We start from the raw sequence: 18,750 nt of genomic DNA, 5'->3' as shown, positions 1-18,750 counted from the left end.
TCCCCGAACGGGACGGGCGCTTTCGCTGACCCGGGGCGACGCGCGACAGCTACTTCTTCTTGCCACCCTCGTCGCTGGACAGCACCGCGATGAAGGCCTCCTGCGGGACCTCCACGGAACCGACCATCTTCATCCGCTTCTTGCCTTCCTTCTGCTTCTCGAGCAGCTTCCGCTTACGGGAGATGTCACCGCCGTAGCACTTGGCGAGGACGTCCTTGCGGATGGCGCGGATGGTTTCACGGGCGATGACCCGGGAGCCGATGGCCGCCTGGATCGGCACCTCGAACGCCTGCCTGGGGATCAGCTCCCGCAGCTTGGCGACGAGCCGCACGCCGTACGCGTAGGCCGCGTCCTTGTGGGTGATCGCCGAGAAGGCGTCCACCTTGTCGCCGTGCAGCAGGATGTCGACCTTGACCAGGCTGGAGGCCTGCTCGCCGGTGGGCTCGTAGTCCAGGGAGGCGTAGCCGCGGGTCTTGGACTTCAGCTGGTCGAAGAAGTCGAAGACGATCTCCGCGAGCGGCAGGGTGTAGCGGATCTCGACCCGGTCCTCGGAGAGGTAGTCCATGCCGAGGAGGGTGCCGCGGCGGGTCTGGCACAGCTCCATGATCGAGCCGATGAACTCGCTGGGCGCGAGGATCGTGGCCCGCACGACCGGCTCGTGGACGTCGGCGATCTTCCCCTCGGGGAACTCGCTCGGGTTGGTGACCGTGTGCTCGGTGCCGTCCTCCATCGTCACGCGGTAGACCACGTTCGGCGCGGTGGCGATCAGGTCGAGCCCGAACTCGCGCTCGAGGCGCTCACGGATCACGTCCAGGTGCAGCAGGCCGAGGAAGCCCACACGGAAACCGAAGCCCAGCGCCGCGGACGTCTCCGGCTCGTAGACCAGCGCGGCGTCGTTGAGCTGGAGCTTGTCGAGGGCGTCACGCAGCTCGGGGTAGTCGGAGCCGTCCAGCGGATACAGGCCGGAGAACACCATCGGCTTCGGGTCCTTGTAGCCGCCGAGGGCCTCCGTGGCTCCCTTGTGCAGGGTGGTGATCGTGTCACCGACCTTGGACTGGCGGACGTCCTTCACACCGGTGATGAGGTAACCGACCTCACCGACACCGAGGCCGTCGGCCGGCAGCATCTCCGGCGAGTTGGTGCCGATCTCCAGCAGCTCGTGCGTGGCGCCGGTCGACATCATCCGGATCCGCTCACGCTTGTTGAGCTGGCCGTCGATGACACGGACGTACGTGACGACACCGCGGTAGGAGTCGTAGACCGAGTCGAAGATCATCGCGCGGGCGGGCGCGTCGGCGACACCGACCGGGGGCGGCACCTCCCGGACCACCCGGTCGAGCAGCGCCTCGACACCGAGACCCGTCTTGGCGGAGACCCTGAGCACGTCGGTCGGGTCGCAGCCGACCAGGTTCGCCAGCTCCTCGGCGAACTTCTCCGGCTGGGCCGCCGGCAGGTCGATCTTGTTGAGCACCGGGACGATCGCGAGGTCGTTCTCCATCGCCAGGTACAGGTTGGCGAGGGTCTGCGCCTCGATGCCCTGGGCCGCGTCGACGAGCAGGATCGTGCCCTCACACGCGGCCAGGGACCGGGACACCTCGTACGTGAAGTCGACGTGACCCGGGGTGTCGATCATGTTGAGGATGTGGGTCTTCCCCTGCCCCTCTCCCTCGGTGGGGGCCCAGGGCAGACGGACCGCCTGGGACTTGATCGTGATGCCGCGCTCGCGCTCGATGTCCATCCGGTCGAGGTACTGGGCGCGCATCTGCCGCTGCTCGACCACACCCGTCAGCTGGAGCATCCGGTCGGCAAGGGTCGACTTGCCGTGGTCGATGTGCGCGATGATGCAGAAGTTGCGGATCAGAGCCGGGTCGGTACGGCTCGGCTCGGGCACGTGGATAGGAGTCGCGGGCACGCAGGGTCCTGATTCTTTGGCAGACGCCGGGTCGGTGAGCTCGGCTCGGGCTCGGCTCGGCTCTTTGTCGGATCGATACGTAGGCTCCATGGTCCCACGGGTCGGCGACTGTGCCGGGTTTGGGCCGTCCGCGGGGCGACTGGTAGCCTGAGCAGCTGTGTCTCGTTTCCTCTCCGGAGGCGCCTTCCGTACCCGCAGGGTTACGGGGGAGGGACGCAACCTCAGAGATCATCGAACCTGAAAAGGCTCTTTCGTGGCGAACATCAAGTCCCAGATCAAGCGGAACAAGACGAACGAGAAGGCGCGCCTGCGCAACAAGGCCGTCAAGTCCTCGCTCAAGACCGCGATCCGCAAGGCCCGTGAGGCTGTCGCCACCGGCGACATCGAGTCGGCGACCGCGGCTACCCGTGCCGCCTCCCGTCAGCTCGACAAGGCCGTCTCGAAGGGCGTCATCCACAAGAACGCCGCCGCCAACAAGAAGTCGGCGCTGGCTGCCAAGGTTGGCTCCCTCCAGGGCTGAGCTACTGACTGATCGCCGGCAGGGATCAAGCGGGCCCTCTCATCCGCTCCCGGTCGGCACCCCCGCGCCGCACGCGGCCTGCGTTCGCCACGCGGGTGCGGCGCACCGAGCTTCACACGAAGGCCCCGGGCCGCTGTCCTTCCCCAGGACTGCGGACCGGGGCCTTCGTCATGGTGTGATCCGGGCCGGTGTGATCCAGGCATGCTCGGCTCCTGGCCCGATACAGGAGCGCCTCGCCCAAAAGGGACGCCTGGGACTCCTGCAGGGACGGGCGCCTTTACTGGCGGGCGTCACGCCAGGACGTCGGGACCGGCTCAGCGGCGTGAGCGCGCCGCCGTCGCGATCGTCACGACCGCCTTCTCCAACGCGTACTCCGCGTCGTCGCCGCCGCCCTTGACCCCGGCGTCCGCCTCGGCCACCGCGCGGAGGGCCATGGCCACACCGTCGGGGGTCCAGCCGCGCATCTGCTGGCGGACACGGTCGATCTTCCACGGCGGCATGCCCAGCTCACGCGCCAGATCGGCCGGCCGGCCGCCGCGCGCGGAGGACAGCTTGCCGATCGCCCGCACGCCCTGCGCGAGCGCGCTCGTGATCAGCACCGGCGCTACGCCCGTCGACAGCGACCAGCGCAGCGCCTCCAGCGCCTCCGCCGCCCGGCCCTCCACGGCCCGGTCGGCGACGTTGAAGCTCGACGCCTCGGCGCGGCCCGTGTAGTAACGGCCCACGACGGCCTCGTCGACGGTGCCCTCGACGTCCGCCGTCAGCTGCGACACCGCGGAGGCGAGCTCCCGCAGGTCGCTCCCGATGGAGTCGACGAGGGCCTGGCACGCCTCGGGGGTGGCGGACCTGCCCAGCGCACGGAACTCGGACCGCACGAAGTTCAACCGCTCGGCGGGCTTGGTCATCTTGGGGCAGGCGACCTCCCGCGCCCCGGCCTTACGCGCCGCGTCGAGCAGGCCCTTGCCCTTGGCCCCACCGGGATGCAGCAGCACCAGGGTGATCTCCTCGGCGGGGGCGCCGAGATACGCCTTGACGTCCTTCACCGTGTCGGCGGAGAGATCCTGCGCGTTGCGCACGATCACCACCTTGCGCTCGGCGAAGAGCGACGGGCTGGTCAGCTCGGCGAGCGTGCCGGGCAGGAGCTGGTCGGCGGTGAGGTCCCGTACGTCCGTGTCGGCGTCGGCGGCCCGCGCCGCCGCCACCACCTGTTGAACGGCACGGTCGAGAAGCAGATCCTCCTGGCCCACGGCGAGAGTCACGGGGGCGAGCGGATCGTCGGTCGAGTTCTTGGTGGCCATCGCGCTCCAGCATCCCACGCCCCACCGACAGCCCCGGGCGAACGGTCAGTGCGCCTCGCGCCACCCGTCCCAGGCGGCCACGAACGCGTCGAGCGCGGCGGCGTCCATCGCGCCCTCCGGGTCCTCGACGACAACCAGCCACTGGGCATCCTCCGCGTCGTCCTCGCCCGCCAGTGCGTCCCGCACCAGCTGGGGCTCCTCCGTCACGGGGAAGCTCTCGCCGATCGTCTCCGCCACCTCCTCCGCGGCGTCGCGGTCGGGCAGCACCAGCACATGTCTCACATCGCTCACCGGCATATTGTGCCGGGGGCCCGTGGCCACGTCGGCACGGTGCCCGGCGACCGGTCCGGCCACCGGTCCGGCGACCGCTTCGGCGCCCGGTCTCAGGACGCCGCGGGCCGGACCTCCGGAACCCGGTCGAGCTCCAAGCCGAAGTGTTCACGGTAGGCGCCGAGCACCTCGTCGTCGCTGCCCAGCATCCGCTCGTGCCGCCCACCGGCCACGGTCGTGACGAGCTTGCGGCCGCTCAGCGTGATCCGGCCGTCCTCCGTGAGGAGGGAGCACACCAGCGACCTGGTGAAGTGGGAGAGGGGTGAGGTGCGGTGCCACCAGGCGCCCGCCTCGAAGTCCGGCAGCTCACGCGGCCTCGTGTCGAGACGGAACTGCCGCTTGCCGTCCCGGATCACATCGAGGTCCCCGTCGGCCGCTTCCGCGATACGGAACGTCCCCGCCGGATCGTCCTGTTCACCCCGCTCCATGAGAAGCAGGGGGTGATGGCTGTGGTCGCCGAAGCCGACGTCGGCCAGCCAGGGGCCGCTGCCGTCCGCCGTCTCCACCCGCAGCGCCATGTGGTCGTAGGGGATGCCGAGGCGTCCGCCGTCGCCGAAGACCCGGGCCTGGAGAAGGGTCACGCCGAAGCCGAGGCTGCGCAGCAGCACGGCGAACGCGCCGTTGAGTTCGTAGCAGAAACCGCCGCGGCGAGCGCCGACGACCTTGTCGAGGAGCGGGCCGTCCGCCAGGACGAGAGGCTCACCGAGATGGATCGACAGATTCTCGAACGGTACGGACAGCAAGTGCCGCAGCTGGAGTTCCCGCAGCGCTGCGGCGTCGGCCCGCTCCGGCCGTGCGCATCCGATGCGAGCGAGGTAGGCGTCGGTGCGCCGTGAGTCGGTGTCCCGTGACGAGAGGTCGGGCGGGGTCGCGGCGGGCGGGGTGGGCGGGAACGTGTCCATGAACGCAGTCTGCTGCGCGCTCCGCCGCGCCGCCAGGGCCGCTGGTCCTGGTCCGGAAGGCGGAGACGGCTCCTCCCGCAGTCCGAAGCGGCGCGGCCCGGACACCGCATAACTTGCCGCCATGACGACCCAGGAGCAGGCACGCAGCCGGGAGGAACGCCGGCGGGACACCCTCGCCCGGCTGGCGGACGACAAGGACTCGTGGGTCGCGACGGCGTCCCCGGACGGGCAGCCGTGCCTGATGCCCCTCTCGTTCGCATGGGACGGCGCCACCCTGCTGATGTGCACCCGGCGCACCAATCCCACCGCCCGCAACCTGGCGCCTCGGGGCGAGGTCGTCGTGACCCTCGGCCACACCCGCGACGTCGTGCACATCGAGGGGACCGCCGAGGTCGTCGAGGGCTCGGAACTGGCGACCGAGTCGGCCGACGCCTTCGCCGCGAAGCTGCACTGGGACCCGCGGGACCGGCCCTCCTGGGTGTATCTGCGGATCACCCCCCGTGTGGTGAAGGCATGGCGTGAGGTGAACGAACTGAAGGACCGGCTGATCATGAGCGACGGACGCTGGCTGGATTGACGGGTCGGGCCGGCGGCCGGGCTGACGGACTGACGGACCGACGACGGGACTGACGGACCTGGCCTGTGGGGCCGGTCCTCGCCCGACGGACTGGGCCCGACGGGCACTCGCCTACGGGCCGTCCAGGCATGCCGGCCGTCCCGGCCCGCTCGGCCCAGGGGCCGTCCCGGCAGGCTCGGCCCACCGGCCGTCCCGGTAGGCCGGGCCGGGCCGGCCCGCAGGCGCTCGGCCGGCAGGTTCATCCGGCGCCGCGTGCCACCGCCCTCAGGTCCGCGCCGGCACCCGTCACCGCGATCGCACCGTCCTGGTCCGTACGCATCACCAGCGCACCCCGTGACCGCAACGCCGCGACCGTGCGGGGCGCGGGGTGTCCGTACTTGTTGTCCCTCCCGCACGAGATGAGCGCCAGCCGTGGCCGGGCTCCCGCCAGCAGAGCAGGCTCCTGATACGCGGAGCCGTGGTGGGCGACCTTGAGTACATCGACAGCCGGAAGCGCCGGGTGCGCCCGTATCAACCGTTGCTGGGACGGCGGTTCGAGGTCGCCGAGGAGCAGCATGGAAAGCCCGCCCGCCGCCCGGACGAGCAGCGCCACACTGGCGTCGTTCGGGCCTTCCGGTGCCGCGCCGCGGGACAGGTCGGGCCAGAGGACCTGCCAGCTGAGCCGCCCCGCCCTGCGCCGCTCCCCCGGTATCGCGTGGATCACCGGCACCCCGGCCGCCGCTGCCGTACGCCGGACGAACGTCGCTTGCCAGCGCGGTTCTTCGAACGCCGTCGTCTGGACCGCGCCCACCGCCCTGCCGCGGAGCACTCCCTCGAGACCGGCCACGTGGTCGGCGTGAAAATGGGTCACCAGCACCAGCGGCACCTCTGTGACGCCGAGCTCGCTCAGGCAGCGGTCGGTGAGACCGGGGTCGGGTCCCGCGTCCACGACCACCGCGGCGCCGTCACCGGCCGCGAGCACCATGGCATCCCCCTGCCCCACGTCGCACATCACCAACGCCCAGCCTGGGGGTGGCCATCCGGTCAGTTTCGCGCTCAGCGGGGCCGGGCGGACCACGGCGAGCACGAGCAGAAGCGCGCACAGCGCCACCGCCCAGGGGTGTCGTGTCAGCCGGCGGGCCACGAGGATCAGCACCACGGTCAGCCCAGCGAGCAGCAGGCCGCCGCGCCAGCCGCCCGGCCAGTCGGTCTGGGCACCGGGCAGAGCCGCTCCAGAGCGGGCCACGGACGCGATCCAGCCCGCCGGCCAGCCGGCCACACGGGCCAACAGCTCGGCGACCGGTATGGCCACGGGTGCAGTGGCCAGTGCGGCGAATCCCAGGATCGTCGCGGGAGCGACGGCGAGCTCGGCGACGAGGTTGCAGGGAATCGCGACCAGGCTGACTCTGGCCGCGAACACGGCCACGACCGGTGCGCACACCGCCTGCGCCGCCGCCGTCGCGGCGAGCGCCTCAGCGAGCCGGGCCGGTACCCGCCGCCGTTGGAGCGCCTCGCTCCAGCGCGGGCCGATGGTGAGGAGGGCGCCGGTGGCGAGGACGGAGAGCAGGAAGCCGTAACTCCGCGCCAGCCAGGGGTCGTAGAGCACGAGCAGCAGAGCGGCGGCGGCCAGTGCCGGTACGAGGGACCTGCGCCTGCCGGTCCCGATGGCGAGCAGGGTGACGAGTCCGCAGGCCGCTGCCCGCAGCACACTCGGCTCCGGCCGGCACACGACCACGAACGCAAGCGTGAGCGCACCTCCGAGCAGCGCCGTGCCGCGCAGAGTGATACCCAGCCGGGGTGCCAGGCCCCGCCGCTCGGCCAGCAGGGCCGTACCCGGTGGACCGATCAGCAGGATCAGCACGATGGTGAGATTGCTGCCGGACACGGCCAACAAGTGGGTCAGGTCCGTCGCTTCGAAGGCGTCGTGGAGGTCGGCGGAGATGCGGGAGGTGTCCCCGACCACCAACCCCGGCAGCAGAGCACGGGCGTCCGGAGCCAAGCCGTCCGTCGCCTCGCGCAGTCCGGCGCGCAGACCACCCGCTGTGCGCTGCAGGCCGGTCGGCGGGCGGATGACCGGCGGAGGGCCGCCGTCTGCCCGTAACACGGCCGCGAACGGATCGTCATCGCGGAGCGGCTTCACCAGTCGCCCGCCCACCCTCAGCCGGGTGGAGGGCAGGAGACTCTGCCAGGCCGTGTGCGCTTCGCCGGGGGACGCGATCACCAGGACAGGGGTACGGGTCTCGGTGACGGCTCCGCCGGGCACGGTCACCCGCGTCGCCTCGGCGTTCAGCAGCAGCGCCGCCGGGGCCGCCGGGTCGCCGGCGGCCTTGGAACGGGTGGGACGCGGATCGGAGGTGACGGTCAACTCGATCATGACCCGCGCCTGCCGGTCGGCCAGGCCGGGCAGCGGCCCACGGCGGAGGTCCGCGCCGTGCAGCCCGGCGGAGGCCGCGCCCGCCGCCGCGCACAGCAACACACCGGCGAGGGCGGTGGCGCCCCTCCGCCACCGCGGCGAACGGGCCGAGGGGGCTGGTGCGGCCGTCCTGCCGCCGGGACCCGGCGCCGAGTCCGGGCGGCCCCCGCGCCACGACGCAGCGACCCCTGCTGTGTCGCCCCGACCGTGCGGTGGCAGCGCGACCCCTGCCGTGTCGTCGGCCCCGCGCCGTGGCACGGCACCCCCTGCCGGCTCCGGGTTGCCCCCGCGTGGGGACACCGGGAACCGGGTCGTTTCCTGCTGGCCTCTGGGCAGTGGCGCCGCCCCACACGCCGAGTCCCCGCGGCCCCTCCGCTGTGACACCGCAGCCCACAACGGCAGCAGTGCCGCGGCGGTGAGGCAGGCGGCCACGCCGGCCGCCGTCCACCGGCCCGGAGCCCCCAGCGCGAGAGCCGAGGCCGCCCAGGCCGCCAGCGCGGGTGGGACGAGCCGCAGATCGGTCGGTCCTTCCGGAGGAGAACCGGACGCGCCCGGCCGATGGCCCGTGTCGGCGTGGACCGGGACGGCGGTCATGGCCGCACCAGGTTCCGCAGGTCCTCGAACCGGCGGTCGCCGATCCCGTTGACGTCACGCAGCTCGTCGACCGACCTGAAGCCGCCGTTCTGCATCCGGTGGTCGATGATGTGCTGCGCGAGCACGGGGCCCACTCCCGGAAGCGTCTCCAGCTGTTCCGTTGTCGCCGAGTTGAGGCTGATCGGGCCTGCGGCGGCTCCCGCGGCAGGGCCCGCACCGGGACTGCCCGTGGCGGGCGGCGCGGGTGCGCCCACGACGACCTGTTCGCCGTCGCTCAGCACCCGAGCGCGGTTGAGCCCGGTCAGATCGGTGCCCGGCTTCACGCCTCCTGCCGCCTCGAGCGCGTCGGCCACCCGTGATCCGGCAGGCAGTTCGAGCACTCCTGGCCGCCGCACCTTGCCGCTCACGTCGACCACGATCGGGGCCGCCTGCTGCGGGTCGACAGGCGGCAGGCCCGGCGAAGGTGACGGCTCGTCCGCCGGTCCCGCGGCGGACCCGGCCCCGGACTGCGGCTGGGCCGAGCCCTGCTGGACGAGCTCCGGCGCCCGTACCGCTTGCGGCCGGCCCACCCAGAAGTGCTGCGCCGCGAACACGGCCGCCGCCACCAGGACCACGGTGAGCGCCGCCAGCGTCTTCGGCTCGAGCCCACATCGCACCTGCACCCAGGCCGGCAACCGGTCCCGGATCGCGAGCCCGAAACGGGACGGCCCTGCCCCGGCCCCGGCCGCGTGCCTGCCGGTACGTGTCACAGATGCTTCCCGGTCGGTGCGGGTAACGGGTACGTCCGCGCCGGCGCCCGTCACCCGTGCGTCGCCCCTCCGGATGTCCGGGACGGGTGCGCCGCCGTCGGTTCCGGGCGGGGCGGCTCCGGCCGGGGCCGCTCTCCCGGCCTCTGCCGCTCCGTAGCCGCCGGCCTGCGGCCCTGTCGCCCAGGCGGCCGGCTCCGGTTGCCCGGCCCGCCCTGTCGACCGCACCCGCCCACTGTGGCCGCCGCGTCCCGGGCCCGTCCCCGCGCCGGCCCGCCGTCCCACCGGCACCGGGCGGGAGGGCGGACGCTTTACTGGACCTGAGGACACGGGCGGCAGATGGGGCGGCGAGTGCGACGCGAGGTGCGTCACCCGACGCCGGGGCGGGCGCGGTGCCGGACGCGTGAGCAAACCGCCGCGCGGGACTCCCGGAAGCACGGCGGCCGCGCCGTGGGGAACCGCCGTGGCCGTGAACAAGGCGTTCGCGCGCTGCCGCAGGGCGGCGGCCTCTTCGGTCGGGGCGCGTCCGCCCCGCAGACGAGAAGGCCGTAAGCCCCACGGCCCCAAACCCCCGGCGCCCCCAGCACCACCACCCCCGGCACCAGCACCAGCACCAGCACCAGCACCAGCACCAGCAGGCATACCTCCCCTGCCGGCCTGCGCCACCTCTGATCGGAGACCGTGCCCGGTCAGGGCAGGCGCTGACCGCAACCCGTGCCCGGTCAGGACAGGCGGTCGGCCGAGGCCATGGCCATGGCCATGGTTATGGGAGCGTGCGCGACGGTCGGAGGCGGGGGCGCGGCCCGGGCCGCTGGTTGCGGAACGTGATCGAAGAGCCATGTCACAGGACGGTAGGCACATTCGCCCGAACCCGCCGACCACACCCAATTCCAGGGGAAAAGCGGCCCGTTGTGGATAACTCTGCCACCCTCACGAGTGATCGAACCCAGTCCACCCACGGCCCCGGACCGGCGACCAACCCCCGGCACACCGACGGACCGCCCTGTACCGGTACCCAATCCCGACCCGCCCCTGCGCCGGGGCCCCACCGCCCCACTACCCCACCGCCCCCACTACCCCGCGTGCCCCACCACCACCCCCTCAGCGCGGCGAGACCACCACGCCCAGCAGTCCCGGCCCGGTGTGCGCCCCGATCACCGCGCCGACCTCGCTCACATGCAGGTCGGCCAGGCCCGGCACCCGGTTCCGCAGCCGGTCCGCGAGTGCGGCGGCCCGATCCGGCGCCGCCAAGTGGTGCACCGCGATGTCGACCGGCGCCGTTCCGGCCCGCTCGGCGGCGATTTCCTCAAGCCGTGCGATCGCCCGCGACGCCGTCCGCACCCGCTCCAGCATGTCGATACGGCCGTCGACCAGCTGGAGCAGCGGTTTCACGGCGAGCGCCGAGCCGAGCAGCGCCTGCGCCGCCCCGATCCGCCCACCGCGGCGCAGGTAGTCGAGTGTGTCGACATAGAAATACGCGGCGGTGTCCGCCGCCCGCTTCTCCGCCGCGGCCACCACTTCATCCAGCGAACCGCCCGCCTCCGACGCCTCCGCCGCCGCGAGGGCGCAGAATCCGAGCGCCATGGCGATCATCCCGGTGTCGACGACCCTGACCGGAACCGGTGCGTCCTTGGCTGCCAGTACCGCCGCGTCGTGGGTCCCGGACAGTTCGGAGGAGAGGTGCAACGAGACGATTCCCGTGGCTCCGGCGGCCGCGGCCTCGCGGTAGGCCAGCGCGAACGTTTCGGGGCTGGGCCGGGACGTGGTGACCGAACGGCGTTTCTGCAGGGCGGTGGCGAGCGAGCGGGCCGAGATCTCGGTGCCCTCTTCCAGCGCCTGATCGCCGAGCACGACGGTCAGCGGCACCGCCGTGATGCCGTGCCGTTCCATCGCCGGTGGCGGCAGGTAGGCCGTTGAATCGGTGACGATCGCGACATGGCGGGACATGAGCGGGAGGTTACCCGCAGGCGGCGCCGTACGGCAGCCCGACCTGTCCACACGCCGTGTGCAGGGGTGGTCGGGCCGCTGCGGCAGGCGTCAGTTCGTGGTTTCCGGGCGGGCGGTCTTCTGCCACGGGTAGGTGGTCTGCCGCGGGTCCGGCGCGGTGATCGCCTGTGGCCGGCCGGGCGTCTCGTCCTCCGGCTCGGACCGCTCGGACCGTGTGCGGGCCCCCGGCTCCGGTCGTGCCGACGCCGGACGTCCGGACTCCGGCGCCTCCGGCCATGCCGCGGGCTCGGCGGTCCCGCCGACGTCGGTCGCGGACCAGTGCCGCAGCGCGCCCGCCTCCATGTCGATCTGCGAGCTCAGAGCGTCGAGATCGTCCTCGGCGAACTTCTGGGCGCGGTCACGCGCCGCCCAGCGCAGCGAGTCGGCGGAGTGGGTGATCCGCTCCGTACGCTCGCGCAGGCCCGGCATCAGTGCGGCGACCGTGGCACGGTCGGGCTCGCGCTCGAGACGCCTGAGCTCCTCGTCCAGTTCGTGACCGTGTGCGCTGAGCCGCCGGAAGAGGGCCAGCGACTCGGACAGGGAGGCGTCCTCGGCCGCGCCGGCGTTCAGCGCCTCCTGTGTCGCCCTCATCGAGGTGCGGAGCTTCAGCCGCAGCTGCGCCAGCTCGCCCGTCACGCCGGTCTGCCCGTAGCTCTTGGCGCGCAGCGCGGTGTCCTCGACCGTGCGCCGTGCCTGGGTGACGGTGCGCTCGACACCGCGCTTGGCGGCCTTCACGGCTTTCACACCCACGTACACCCCAAGTGCCACGAAGGCGAAGAAGAGCAGCGCCAGGATCATGATCGCGGCTTCCATGTGCGCCCTCCGGCGTCGGTTGTCGTCCTTCCAAGGTAAACGGAACGGGCAGGCCGTAGGTTCCTTCGGAACCCCCAACCTGCCCGTAGGGGAAACCCCCGGCGGCCTGTCACCTGTCGCCCAGGGGCGATCCGCCCCTGTTACGCGGGCACGAACCCGCCCTCGTCACGCGGGCACGATGTTGACCAGCTTCGGCGCCCGCACGATCACCTTGCGGATTCCTGCGCCGCCCAGGGCGCCGACGACCGCCGCGTCGCCCAGGGCCAGTGCCTCCAGCTCCTCGTCCGTGATGGACGGGGAGACCTCCAGGCGGGCCTTGACCTTGCCCTTGATCTGCACGACGCAGGTCACCGTCTCGTCCACGACGTACGCCGGGTCGGCGACCGGGAAGTCCTGGTGGACGACCGAGTCGGTGTGGCCCAGCCTGCGCCACAGCTCCTCCGCGATGTGCGGTGCCAGCGGCGCGATCAGCAGCACCAGGCGCTCCGCCACCGAGCGCGACACCGGGCCGCCCGTCTTCGTCAGGTGGTTGTTCAGCTCGGTGATCTTGGCGATGGCGGTGTTGAAACGCATCGCCGACATGTCCTGGGAGACTCCGTCGACGGCCTTGTGCAGGGCGCGCAGCGTCGCCTCGTCCGGCTCGCCCTCGACGACGGTGACCTCGCCGGTCGCCTCGTCGACGACGTTGCGCCACAGCCGCTGCAGCAGCCGGTACTGTCCGACGACGGCGCGGGTGTCCCACGGCCGGGAGACGTCCAGGGGGCCCATCGCCATCTCGTACAGGCGCAGCGTGTCGGCACCGTACTCGGCGCAGATCTCGTCCGGAGTGACGGCGTTCTTCAGGGACTTGCCCATCTTGCCCAGCTCGCGCTTGACCGGCCGGCCCTCGTGGAAGAACTTCCCGTCGCGCTCCTCGACCTCGGTGGCCGTCACCGGGAAGCCGCGCTCGTCACGGTAGACGTACGCCTGGATCATGCCCTGGTTGTACAGCTTGTGGAACGGCTCGACCGAGGAGACGTGCCCCAGGTCGAAGAGCACCTTGGACCAGAAGCGCGCATACAGCAGGTGCAGCACGGCGTGCTCCGCGCCGCCGACGTACAGGTCGACACCGCCGTGCGGCTGTCCCTCGCGGGGCCCCATCCAGTACTGCTCGATGTCGGGCGCGACCAGCTGCTCACTGTTGTGCGGGTCCAGGTAGCGCAGCTCGTACCAGCACGAACCCGCCCAGTTGGGCATGGTGTTGGTCTCGCGGCGGTAGCGCTTGGGTCCGTCGCCCAGGTCCAGCTCGACGTCGACCCAGTCCTCGTTGCGGGACAGCGGCGTCTCGGGCTGGGTGTCCGCGTCGTCGGGGTCGAAGGTGCGCGGCGAGTAGTCGTCGACCTCCGGCAGTTCCAGGGGCAGCATCGACTCGGGCAGCGCGTGCGCGACGCCGTCCTCGTCGTAGACGATCGGGAAGGGCTCGCCCCAGTAGCGCTGCCGGCTGAACAGCCAGTCACGCAGCCGGAAGTTGACCGTGCCCTCGCCGATGCCCTTGTCGGTCAGCCAGGCCGTGATCTTCGCCTTGGCCTCCGCGACGTCCAGGCCGTTCAGGGAGATCTCGTCGTTGGCGGAGTTGATGGCGGGGCCCGCTCCGGTGAACGCCTCGCCCTCCCAGCCCTCCGGCGGCTGCACCGTGCGGACGATGGGCAGCCCGAAGGCCTCAGCGAACTCCCAGTCGCGCTCGTCCTGTCCGGGGACGGCCATGATGGCGCCGGTTCCGTAGCCCATCAGGACGTAGTCGGCGACGAAGACGGGGATCCGCTCTCCGGTGACCGGGTTCACGGCGTACGAGCCGGTGAACACACCGGTCTTGTCCTTGTGCTCGGTCTGGCGCTCGACGTCGCTCTTGGTCTGGGCCTGCTTGCGGTAGGCGGCGACGGCCTCGGCAGGGGTCGCGGCGCCGCCGGTCCACTCTTCCTTGACGCCCTCCGGCCACTCGGCCGGGACGATGGAGTCGATCAGGCCGTGCTCGGGGGCCAGGACCATGTAGGTGGCGCCGAACAGGGTGTCGGGGCGGGTGGTGAAGACGGTGATCCGCGCGCCGTCGTGGCCGTCGACGGCGAAGTCGACGCGGGCGCCCTCGGAGCGGCCGATCCAGTTGCGCTGCTGCAGCTTGATGGCCTCGGGCCAGTCCAGCGCGTCCAGGTCGTTCAGCAGCCGGTCGGCGTAGGCGGTGATGCGCATGTTCCACTGGCGCAGCTTGGCCTTGAAGACGGGGAAGTTCCCGCGCTCGGAGCGGCCGTCAGCGGTGACCTCCTCGTTGGCCAGCACGGTGCCCAGGCCGGGGCACCAATTGACCGGCGCGTCGGAGGCGTAGGCCAGGCGGTAGCCGCCCAGGACGTCGGCGCGCTCCAGGGAGCTCAGCTCGCTCCATGCCCGGCCTCCGGGCACCTCACGGGCGCCGCTCTCGAACTGGGCCACCAGCTCGTCGATCGGGCGGGCCTTGTCGGCCTTCTCGTCGTACCAGGAGTTGAAGATCTGGACGAAGATCCACTGGGTCCACTTGTAGTAGTCCGGGTCGATCGTCGCGAAGGATCGGCGGTTGTCGTGACCCAGGCCCAGCCGGCGCAGCTGCGCCTTCATGTTCTCCATGTTCGCCTCGGTCGACACGCGCGGGTGCGTGCCGGTCTGCACGGCGTACTGCTCCGCCGGCAGGCCGAAGGCGTCGAAGCCCAGCGTGTGCAGGACGTTGTGCCCGGTCATGCGCTGGTGGCGGGCGAAGACGTCGGTGGCGATGTACCCCAGGGGGTGGCCGACGTGCAGCCCGGCACCCGACGGGTACGGGAACATGTCCATGACGAACTTCTTGGGCCTGGCCACCTGTGCGGGGTCGCCCGCCAGGTCCCCGCTCGGGTTGGGCGCCTGATAGGTGCCCTCCGCGTCCCAGAAGTCCTGCCAGCGTGCCTCGATGTCGGCCGCCATGGCAGCCGTATAACGATGCGGGGCTGCTGTCTCCGCAGCCGAGTTCATCTCGCTCATGATCCTTGAAGCTCCATCGATCGTCTCTGCCGACTGCCAGCCGATTCACGTACCAGGGGAAATGAAAAATCCCCTCGCACAGGAGGGGACGCCGCGCCGATTCCGACCGGATTTCTCATCCGTCGGGACTGATCAGCGCGGCTCGCTAAGCAGAAGGCGTACGGCACGCATGGCGTCAGGGTACCGCAGCAGGGGAACCGCCCGCATGAGTGTCCGTTCCGGGCCCCCGGGAGCAGTGAACGGCGGGTTCCGGCCGACTCCGACGATCAAGGCGTCCGGGTTACTCCGCGTATCGACCCTATCCAGGGCAACCCCCGAGTCAGTTGTGCTCACTTCACCTCGATAAACCTTGAAACCTCGTACTGGTTGGTATGGGTCGACCTAGAGTGCGTCAACGGGACAGCTTTCCCGCACCATTCGGAGTCGCCCCATGAACCCTCGTCTCAAGATGCGTTTGTCGCCCGGTCCGGGCCGCGGACTCAGCCGCCAGGTGCAAGGCGGCATCTCCGCGGCCGCGTTGGTGCTCCTACCCCTGCTCGCCGTCGGAGGAAGCGACAGTTTCCGCGCCGCGCTCGACTTCACCACCGGGGTCCTCTCCCTGGTGTCCTTGACCGCCTCCGTCGCCTGGGGCCTCATCGCCACCGACCGCCTGCTGCTCTCGCCCCGCCACCGGCTGCTCGCGCAGGGCATCCACCGGGCGACCGCCATCGCCTCGCTCGGGTTCCTGCTGCTGCACGCCACGGTGAAGGTGTCGCTGGGACACGTGTCGCTGCTCGGCGCGATGATCCCGTTCGGTCTGGGCGTCACCGGCACGGACGCGCTCATCGGCTTCGGCTCGCTGGCCGGGTTCCTGATGGTGGTGGCCGGTACGACCGGCGCCCTCCGCAGTGCGCTGGCCGGCAACATCAAGGTCGCCGGCCGCTGGCGGCCGCTGCACATGCTGGCGTACCCGGCCTGGTGCTTCGCCCTGGTCCACGGCCTCTACGCCGGCCGGCCGGCCGCGACGTGGGTCGTGACCATGTACTGCCTGGCCCTCCTGGGAGTCGCCGCGGCGGTCTCCGTACGCATGATGCCGCGTCCGGTCCAGCGCCGGATCGCCGCCAAGATCATGTCTCTGACCGGTGCCGCCGGAGCCGGTGGGCCGGCCGCCGCGGACGAGCAGGCCCAGCGTGATCTCACCACGGCGCCGCTTCCGGGCGTGAGCGGGATGAACGGGACGGGCCGCCCGACCGTACCCGCAGGCATGGACCGCATGGACCGCGTGGACCGCATGACCGGCGCAATGAACGGCGTGCCGTCGCAGCGCCCGTACGAACAGGACTTCCAGTCGCCCCTCGGCCAGGCGCGCGCCCAGCCTCCGAGGCTCGCCGCCCCGTCGCCGCAGCTGTACGAGGCCCCACGCCCTTACGAGGAGGAGCCGGCGTTCGTGCCGGACAGCGGCGCGGCCACCGGCGGCCGCCGCACCGGCATGTCCGCCGCCTACCGCGCGGTCTCGCTCGCGGGCGAGCCGTCGGCCCCGCTCGCCGAGCGGGTACCGATGACGGAGGAGATACCCGTGGTGTCGGAGACGGGCCCGCGGACGGGCAGCTGGCCGACGCCCTCGCCGCCTCCCCCGGCGCAGTCGGTGCGGCCCGACCCGGCCCAGCCCCTCTACGACACCCCTCCCCCGCCGCTCTTCGACGCCGCGCCCTCGTACGACACGCCGCCGACGCCGTACGTCGCTTCCGCCCCCTTCGAAGCGCCCACCTCGTACGACACGGGCAGCGTCCCCTCGTACGACACCGGCGGCTTCTCCGCCGAGAACGCCGCGGGCGGCTACGCGCCGTCCGCCGCGTACGACACCACCGGCGGCTACCCGCCGCCGGCCTCCTACGACACACCCCTGACCGATCCCGCACCCGCAGCCCCGTACGGCGACCGGTCCGCGTACGACAACGGAAACGTCCCTGCGTACGACGAGACGGCGCCACTGCCCGGCCCCCTCTTCCCGCCCCCGGCCGGAGAGCCCTGGCACGCACCAGCAGGAGAACGACCGTGAACGCGCCCCTCCCCGACGTCCCGGAGGTCCGCGTCGTCGGCCTTCCCCAGCTGACGCAGGGTTTCGACCTCGTCGACCGCCTCGACCTGCCCATGCATCTGAAGGTGCACGGGCCGCTCGAGCCCGTGAGCGGCGAGCGCCTTGCGCAGCTGGCGGAGGACATATCCCTCACCGGTCGCGGCGGCGCGGGCTTCCCCTTCGGCAAGAAGCTGCGGGCCGTCGCCAAGTCCGCCATCCGGCGCGGCATACGGCCGGTGGTCGTCGTCAACGGCAGCGAGGGCGAGCCCGCCTGCCGCAAGGACACGGTGCTGCTCAACCGCGCGCCGCATCTCATCCTCGACGGCGCGCTGCTCGCCGCGGAGGCGCTCGGTGCCCGGACCCTCGTCGTCGCCGTCACCCGCAACTCGACCGAGATCTCCATGCGGGCCGCGCTCGCCGAACGCGGCCTCTCCGACCGTCGCGGCCAGGCCCTGCGCGCCCGCGTGGTGCGTACCCCGGAGCGCATGGTCTCCGGTGAGGCGTCCTCCGTCATCCGGGCCGTCAACGGCGGCCCCGCGCTGCCGCCGGGCCGGCGCGTGCGCGCCGCGGAGACGGGCGTCGGCGGCGCTCCGACGCTGCTGTCCAACGCGGAGACGTTCGCGCAGCTCGCCGTCGCCGCGCGGATCGGCGCCCGCCGCTACAGCCACACCGGCCTCGACTCCGAACCGGGCACGGTCATGCTCACGATCTCCGGCGCGGTGGCCCGGCCGATGGTCGTCGAGGTGCCGACAGGTGTGCCTCTGCGGTACGTGCTCCAGCTGGCGGGCGCCCCGCCGCAGCCTCAGGGCGTGCTGACGGGCGGCTACCACGGGAACTGGATCGACGCTGCCGCTGTCCACGAGGCCGTCGTGTCCAAGGAGTCGCTGGCGTCCGTGGGCGGCGCCCTCGGAGCGGGCGCGATCCTGCCGATCGGTCCGGAGACCTGCCCGCTGGGCGAGGCCCTGCGGGTGGCCAACTGGCTGGCCGCGGAGACCGCCGGCCAGTGCGGCCCCTGCAAGCTCGGGCTGCCCGCGGCTGCCGGCGGTCTGGCCGATGTGATGAACGGCGGCGGCCCGGCGGCGCTGGAGGCGCTGCGGGAGGTCACGCAGGCCGTCAAGGGCCGCGGCGCCTGCAAGCACCCCGACGGTTCGGCACGGTTCTTCGCCTCGACGCTGTCCGCCTTCACGGACGACCTGGCGGCGCACGTCCTGCACGGCGGCTGCGGGCGCGACACCACGGGTGTGCTGCCCCTGCCCCTGCCGGGCTACGAGGAGGCCGAGGAGTCGATCCCCAGCGGTGAGAAGATCTTCGTCGACTGGACGCTCTGTCAGGGCCACGGACTGTGCGCCGACATCATCCCGGAGCTGATCCGGCTCAACCCCGACGGATACCCGTCGGTGGCCGACGCGATGGTCCCCATGCACATGCGGGGCCGCGCTCAGCGGGCCGTGCGCCGCTGCCCCGCCCTCGCCATGCGGATCGAGCAGGTGCCTTCCTCGGGCCCGACGCCGCCGCCCGCGCGTCCGGCGCTCCCCAGCAGCAACCGCAAGGCCCTGGGCACCGGCCGCAGTTGACGGCAGACGCACAACAGTGAAGCGGGCCACCC

Annotated in this window: 13 protein-coding genes; 4 read left to right on the top strand and 9 right to left on the bottom strand. The window is 72.1% G+C overall.

Annotation, left to right across the window (positions count from 1 at the left end; genetic code table 11):
- Positions 1-49: 49 nt before the first annotated feature.
- Entirely contained in the window at positions 50-1,912 is a 1,863-nt protein-coding gene (gene lepA, locus ACWGH4_RS13345) for a translation elongation factor 4 (RefSeq protein WP_307706376.1), read from the bottom strand.
- Between the two features lie 253 nt (positions 1,913-2,165).
- Between lepA and rpsT the strand changes: the two genes are divergently transcribed.
- Positions 2,166-2,432, top strand: coding sequence for a 30S ribosomal protein S20 (gene rpsT, locus ACWGH4_RS13340; protein ID WP_441262947.1), 267 nt, complete (start codon positions 2,166-2,168; stop codon positions 2,430-2,432).
- A 314-nt stretch (positions 2,433-2,746) separates the two neighbouring features.
- Here rpsT and holA read toward each other — a convergent pair whose 3' ends face one another.
- From holA to ACWGH4_RS13325, 3 genes are all read right to left on the bottom strand, one after another.
- On the bottom strand, positions 2,747-3,730 hold the full coding sequence (holA, locus tag ACWGH4_RS13335; protein WP_453459545.1) for a DNA polymerase III subunit delta: 984 nt from the start codon (positions 3,728-3,730) through the stop codon (positions 2,747-2,749).
- Positions 3,731-3,775: 45 nt separating this feature from the next.
- Entirely contained in the window at positions 3,776-4,021 is a 246-nt protein-coding gene (locus ACWGH4_RS13330; RefSeq protein ID WP_189467956.1) for a hypothetical protein, read from the bottom strand.
- A gap of 92 nt (positions 4,022-4,113) precedes the next feature.
- Positions 4,114-4,962: an arylamine N-acetyltransferase family protein gene (locus ACWGH4_RS13325; RefSeq protein ID WP_453459542.1), complete on the bottom strand. Its 849-nt coding sequence runs from the start codon at positions 4,960-4,962 to the stop codon at positions 4,114-4,116.
- Positions 4,963-5,083: 121 nt separating this feature from the next.
- Between ACWGH4_RS13325 and ACWGH4_RS13320 the strand changes: the two genes are divergently transcribed.
- Complete coding sequence (locus ACWGH4_RS13320) at positions 5,084-5,539, top strand: pyridoxamine 5'-phosphate oxidase family protein (protein ID WP_453459539.1); 456 nt, start codon at positions 5,084-5,086, stop codon at positions 5,537-5,539.
- A gap of 238 nt (positions 5,540-5,777) precedes the next feature.
- On the opposite strand, the gene ACWGH4_RS13315 is transcribed toward ACWGH4_RS13320, so the two are convergent.
- From ACWGH4_RS13315 to leuS, 5 genes are all read right to left on the bottom strand, one after another.
- Entirely contained in the window at positions 5,778-8,525 is a 2,748-nt protein-coding gene (locus ACWGH4_RS13315) for a ComEC/Rec2 family competence protein (RefSeq protein WP_453459536.1), read from the bottom strand.
- Positions 8,522-9,274 (bottom strand): helix-hairpin-helix domain-containing protein, encoded by a 753-nt coding sequence (locus tag ACWGH4_RS13310; RefSeq protein ID WP_453459533.1) that lies wholly within the window; start codon positions 9,272-9,274, stop codon positions 8,522-8,524. Before ACWGH4_RS13310 ends, ACWGH4_RS13315 begins: the two co-directional genes overlap by 4 nt.
- Positions 9,275-10,372: 1,098 nt before the next feature.
- A complete protein-coding gene (locus tag ACWGH4_RS13305; protein WP_453459530.1) occupies positions 10,373-11,218 on the bottom strand; it encodes a DegV family protein in 846 nt (281 codons plus the stop codon).
- A 90-nt stretch (positions 11,219-11,308) separates the two neighbouring features.
- Positions 11,309-12,070: a hypothetical protein gene (locus ACWGH4_RS13300; protein WP_441262962.1), complete on the bottom strand. Its 762-nt coding sequence runs from the start codon at positions 12,068-12,070 to the stop codon at positions 11,309-11,311.
- A gap of 165 nt (positions 12,071-12,235) precedes the next feature.
- A complete protein-coding gene (gene leuS / locus ACWGH4_RS13295; RefSeq protein ID WP_453459527.1) occupies positions 12,236-15,088 on the bottom strand; it encodes a leucine--tRNA ligase in 2,853 nt (950 codons plus the stop codon).
- A 430-nt stretch (positions 15,089-15,518) separates the two neighbouring features.
- Here leuS and ACWGH4_RS13290 point away from each other — a divergent pair, with 430 nt between their 5' ends.
- On the top strand, positions 15,519-17,126 hold the full coding sequence (locus ACWGH4_RS13290; protein WP_453459525.1) for a hypothetical protein: 1,608 nt from the start codon (positions 15,519-15,521) through the stop codon (positions 17,124-17,126).
- Positions 17,123-18,718 (top strand): ferredoxin, encoded by a 1,596-nt coding sequence (locus ACWGH4_RS13285; protein ID WP_441262965.1) that lies wholly within the window; start codon positions 17,123-17,125, stop codon positions 18,716-18,718. The genes ACWGH4_RS13290 and ACWGH4_RS13285 overlap by 4 nt, the downstream gene beginning before the upstream one ends.
- Positions 18,719-18,750: the final 32 nt, after the last annotated feature.

Source organism: Streptomyces sp. NPDC054847 (assembly GCF_053610925.1).
The sequence above is the reverse complement of the archived record's forward strand: the minus strand, read 5'-3'. Positions and strand labels throughout refer to the sequence as shown.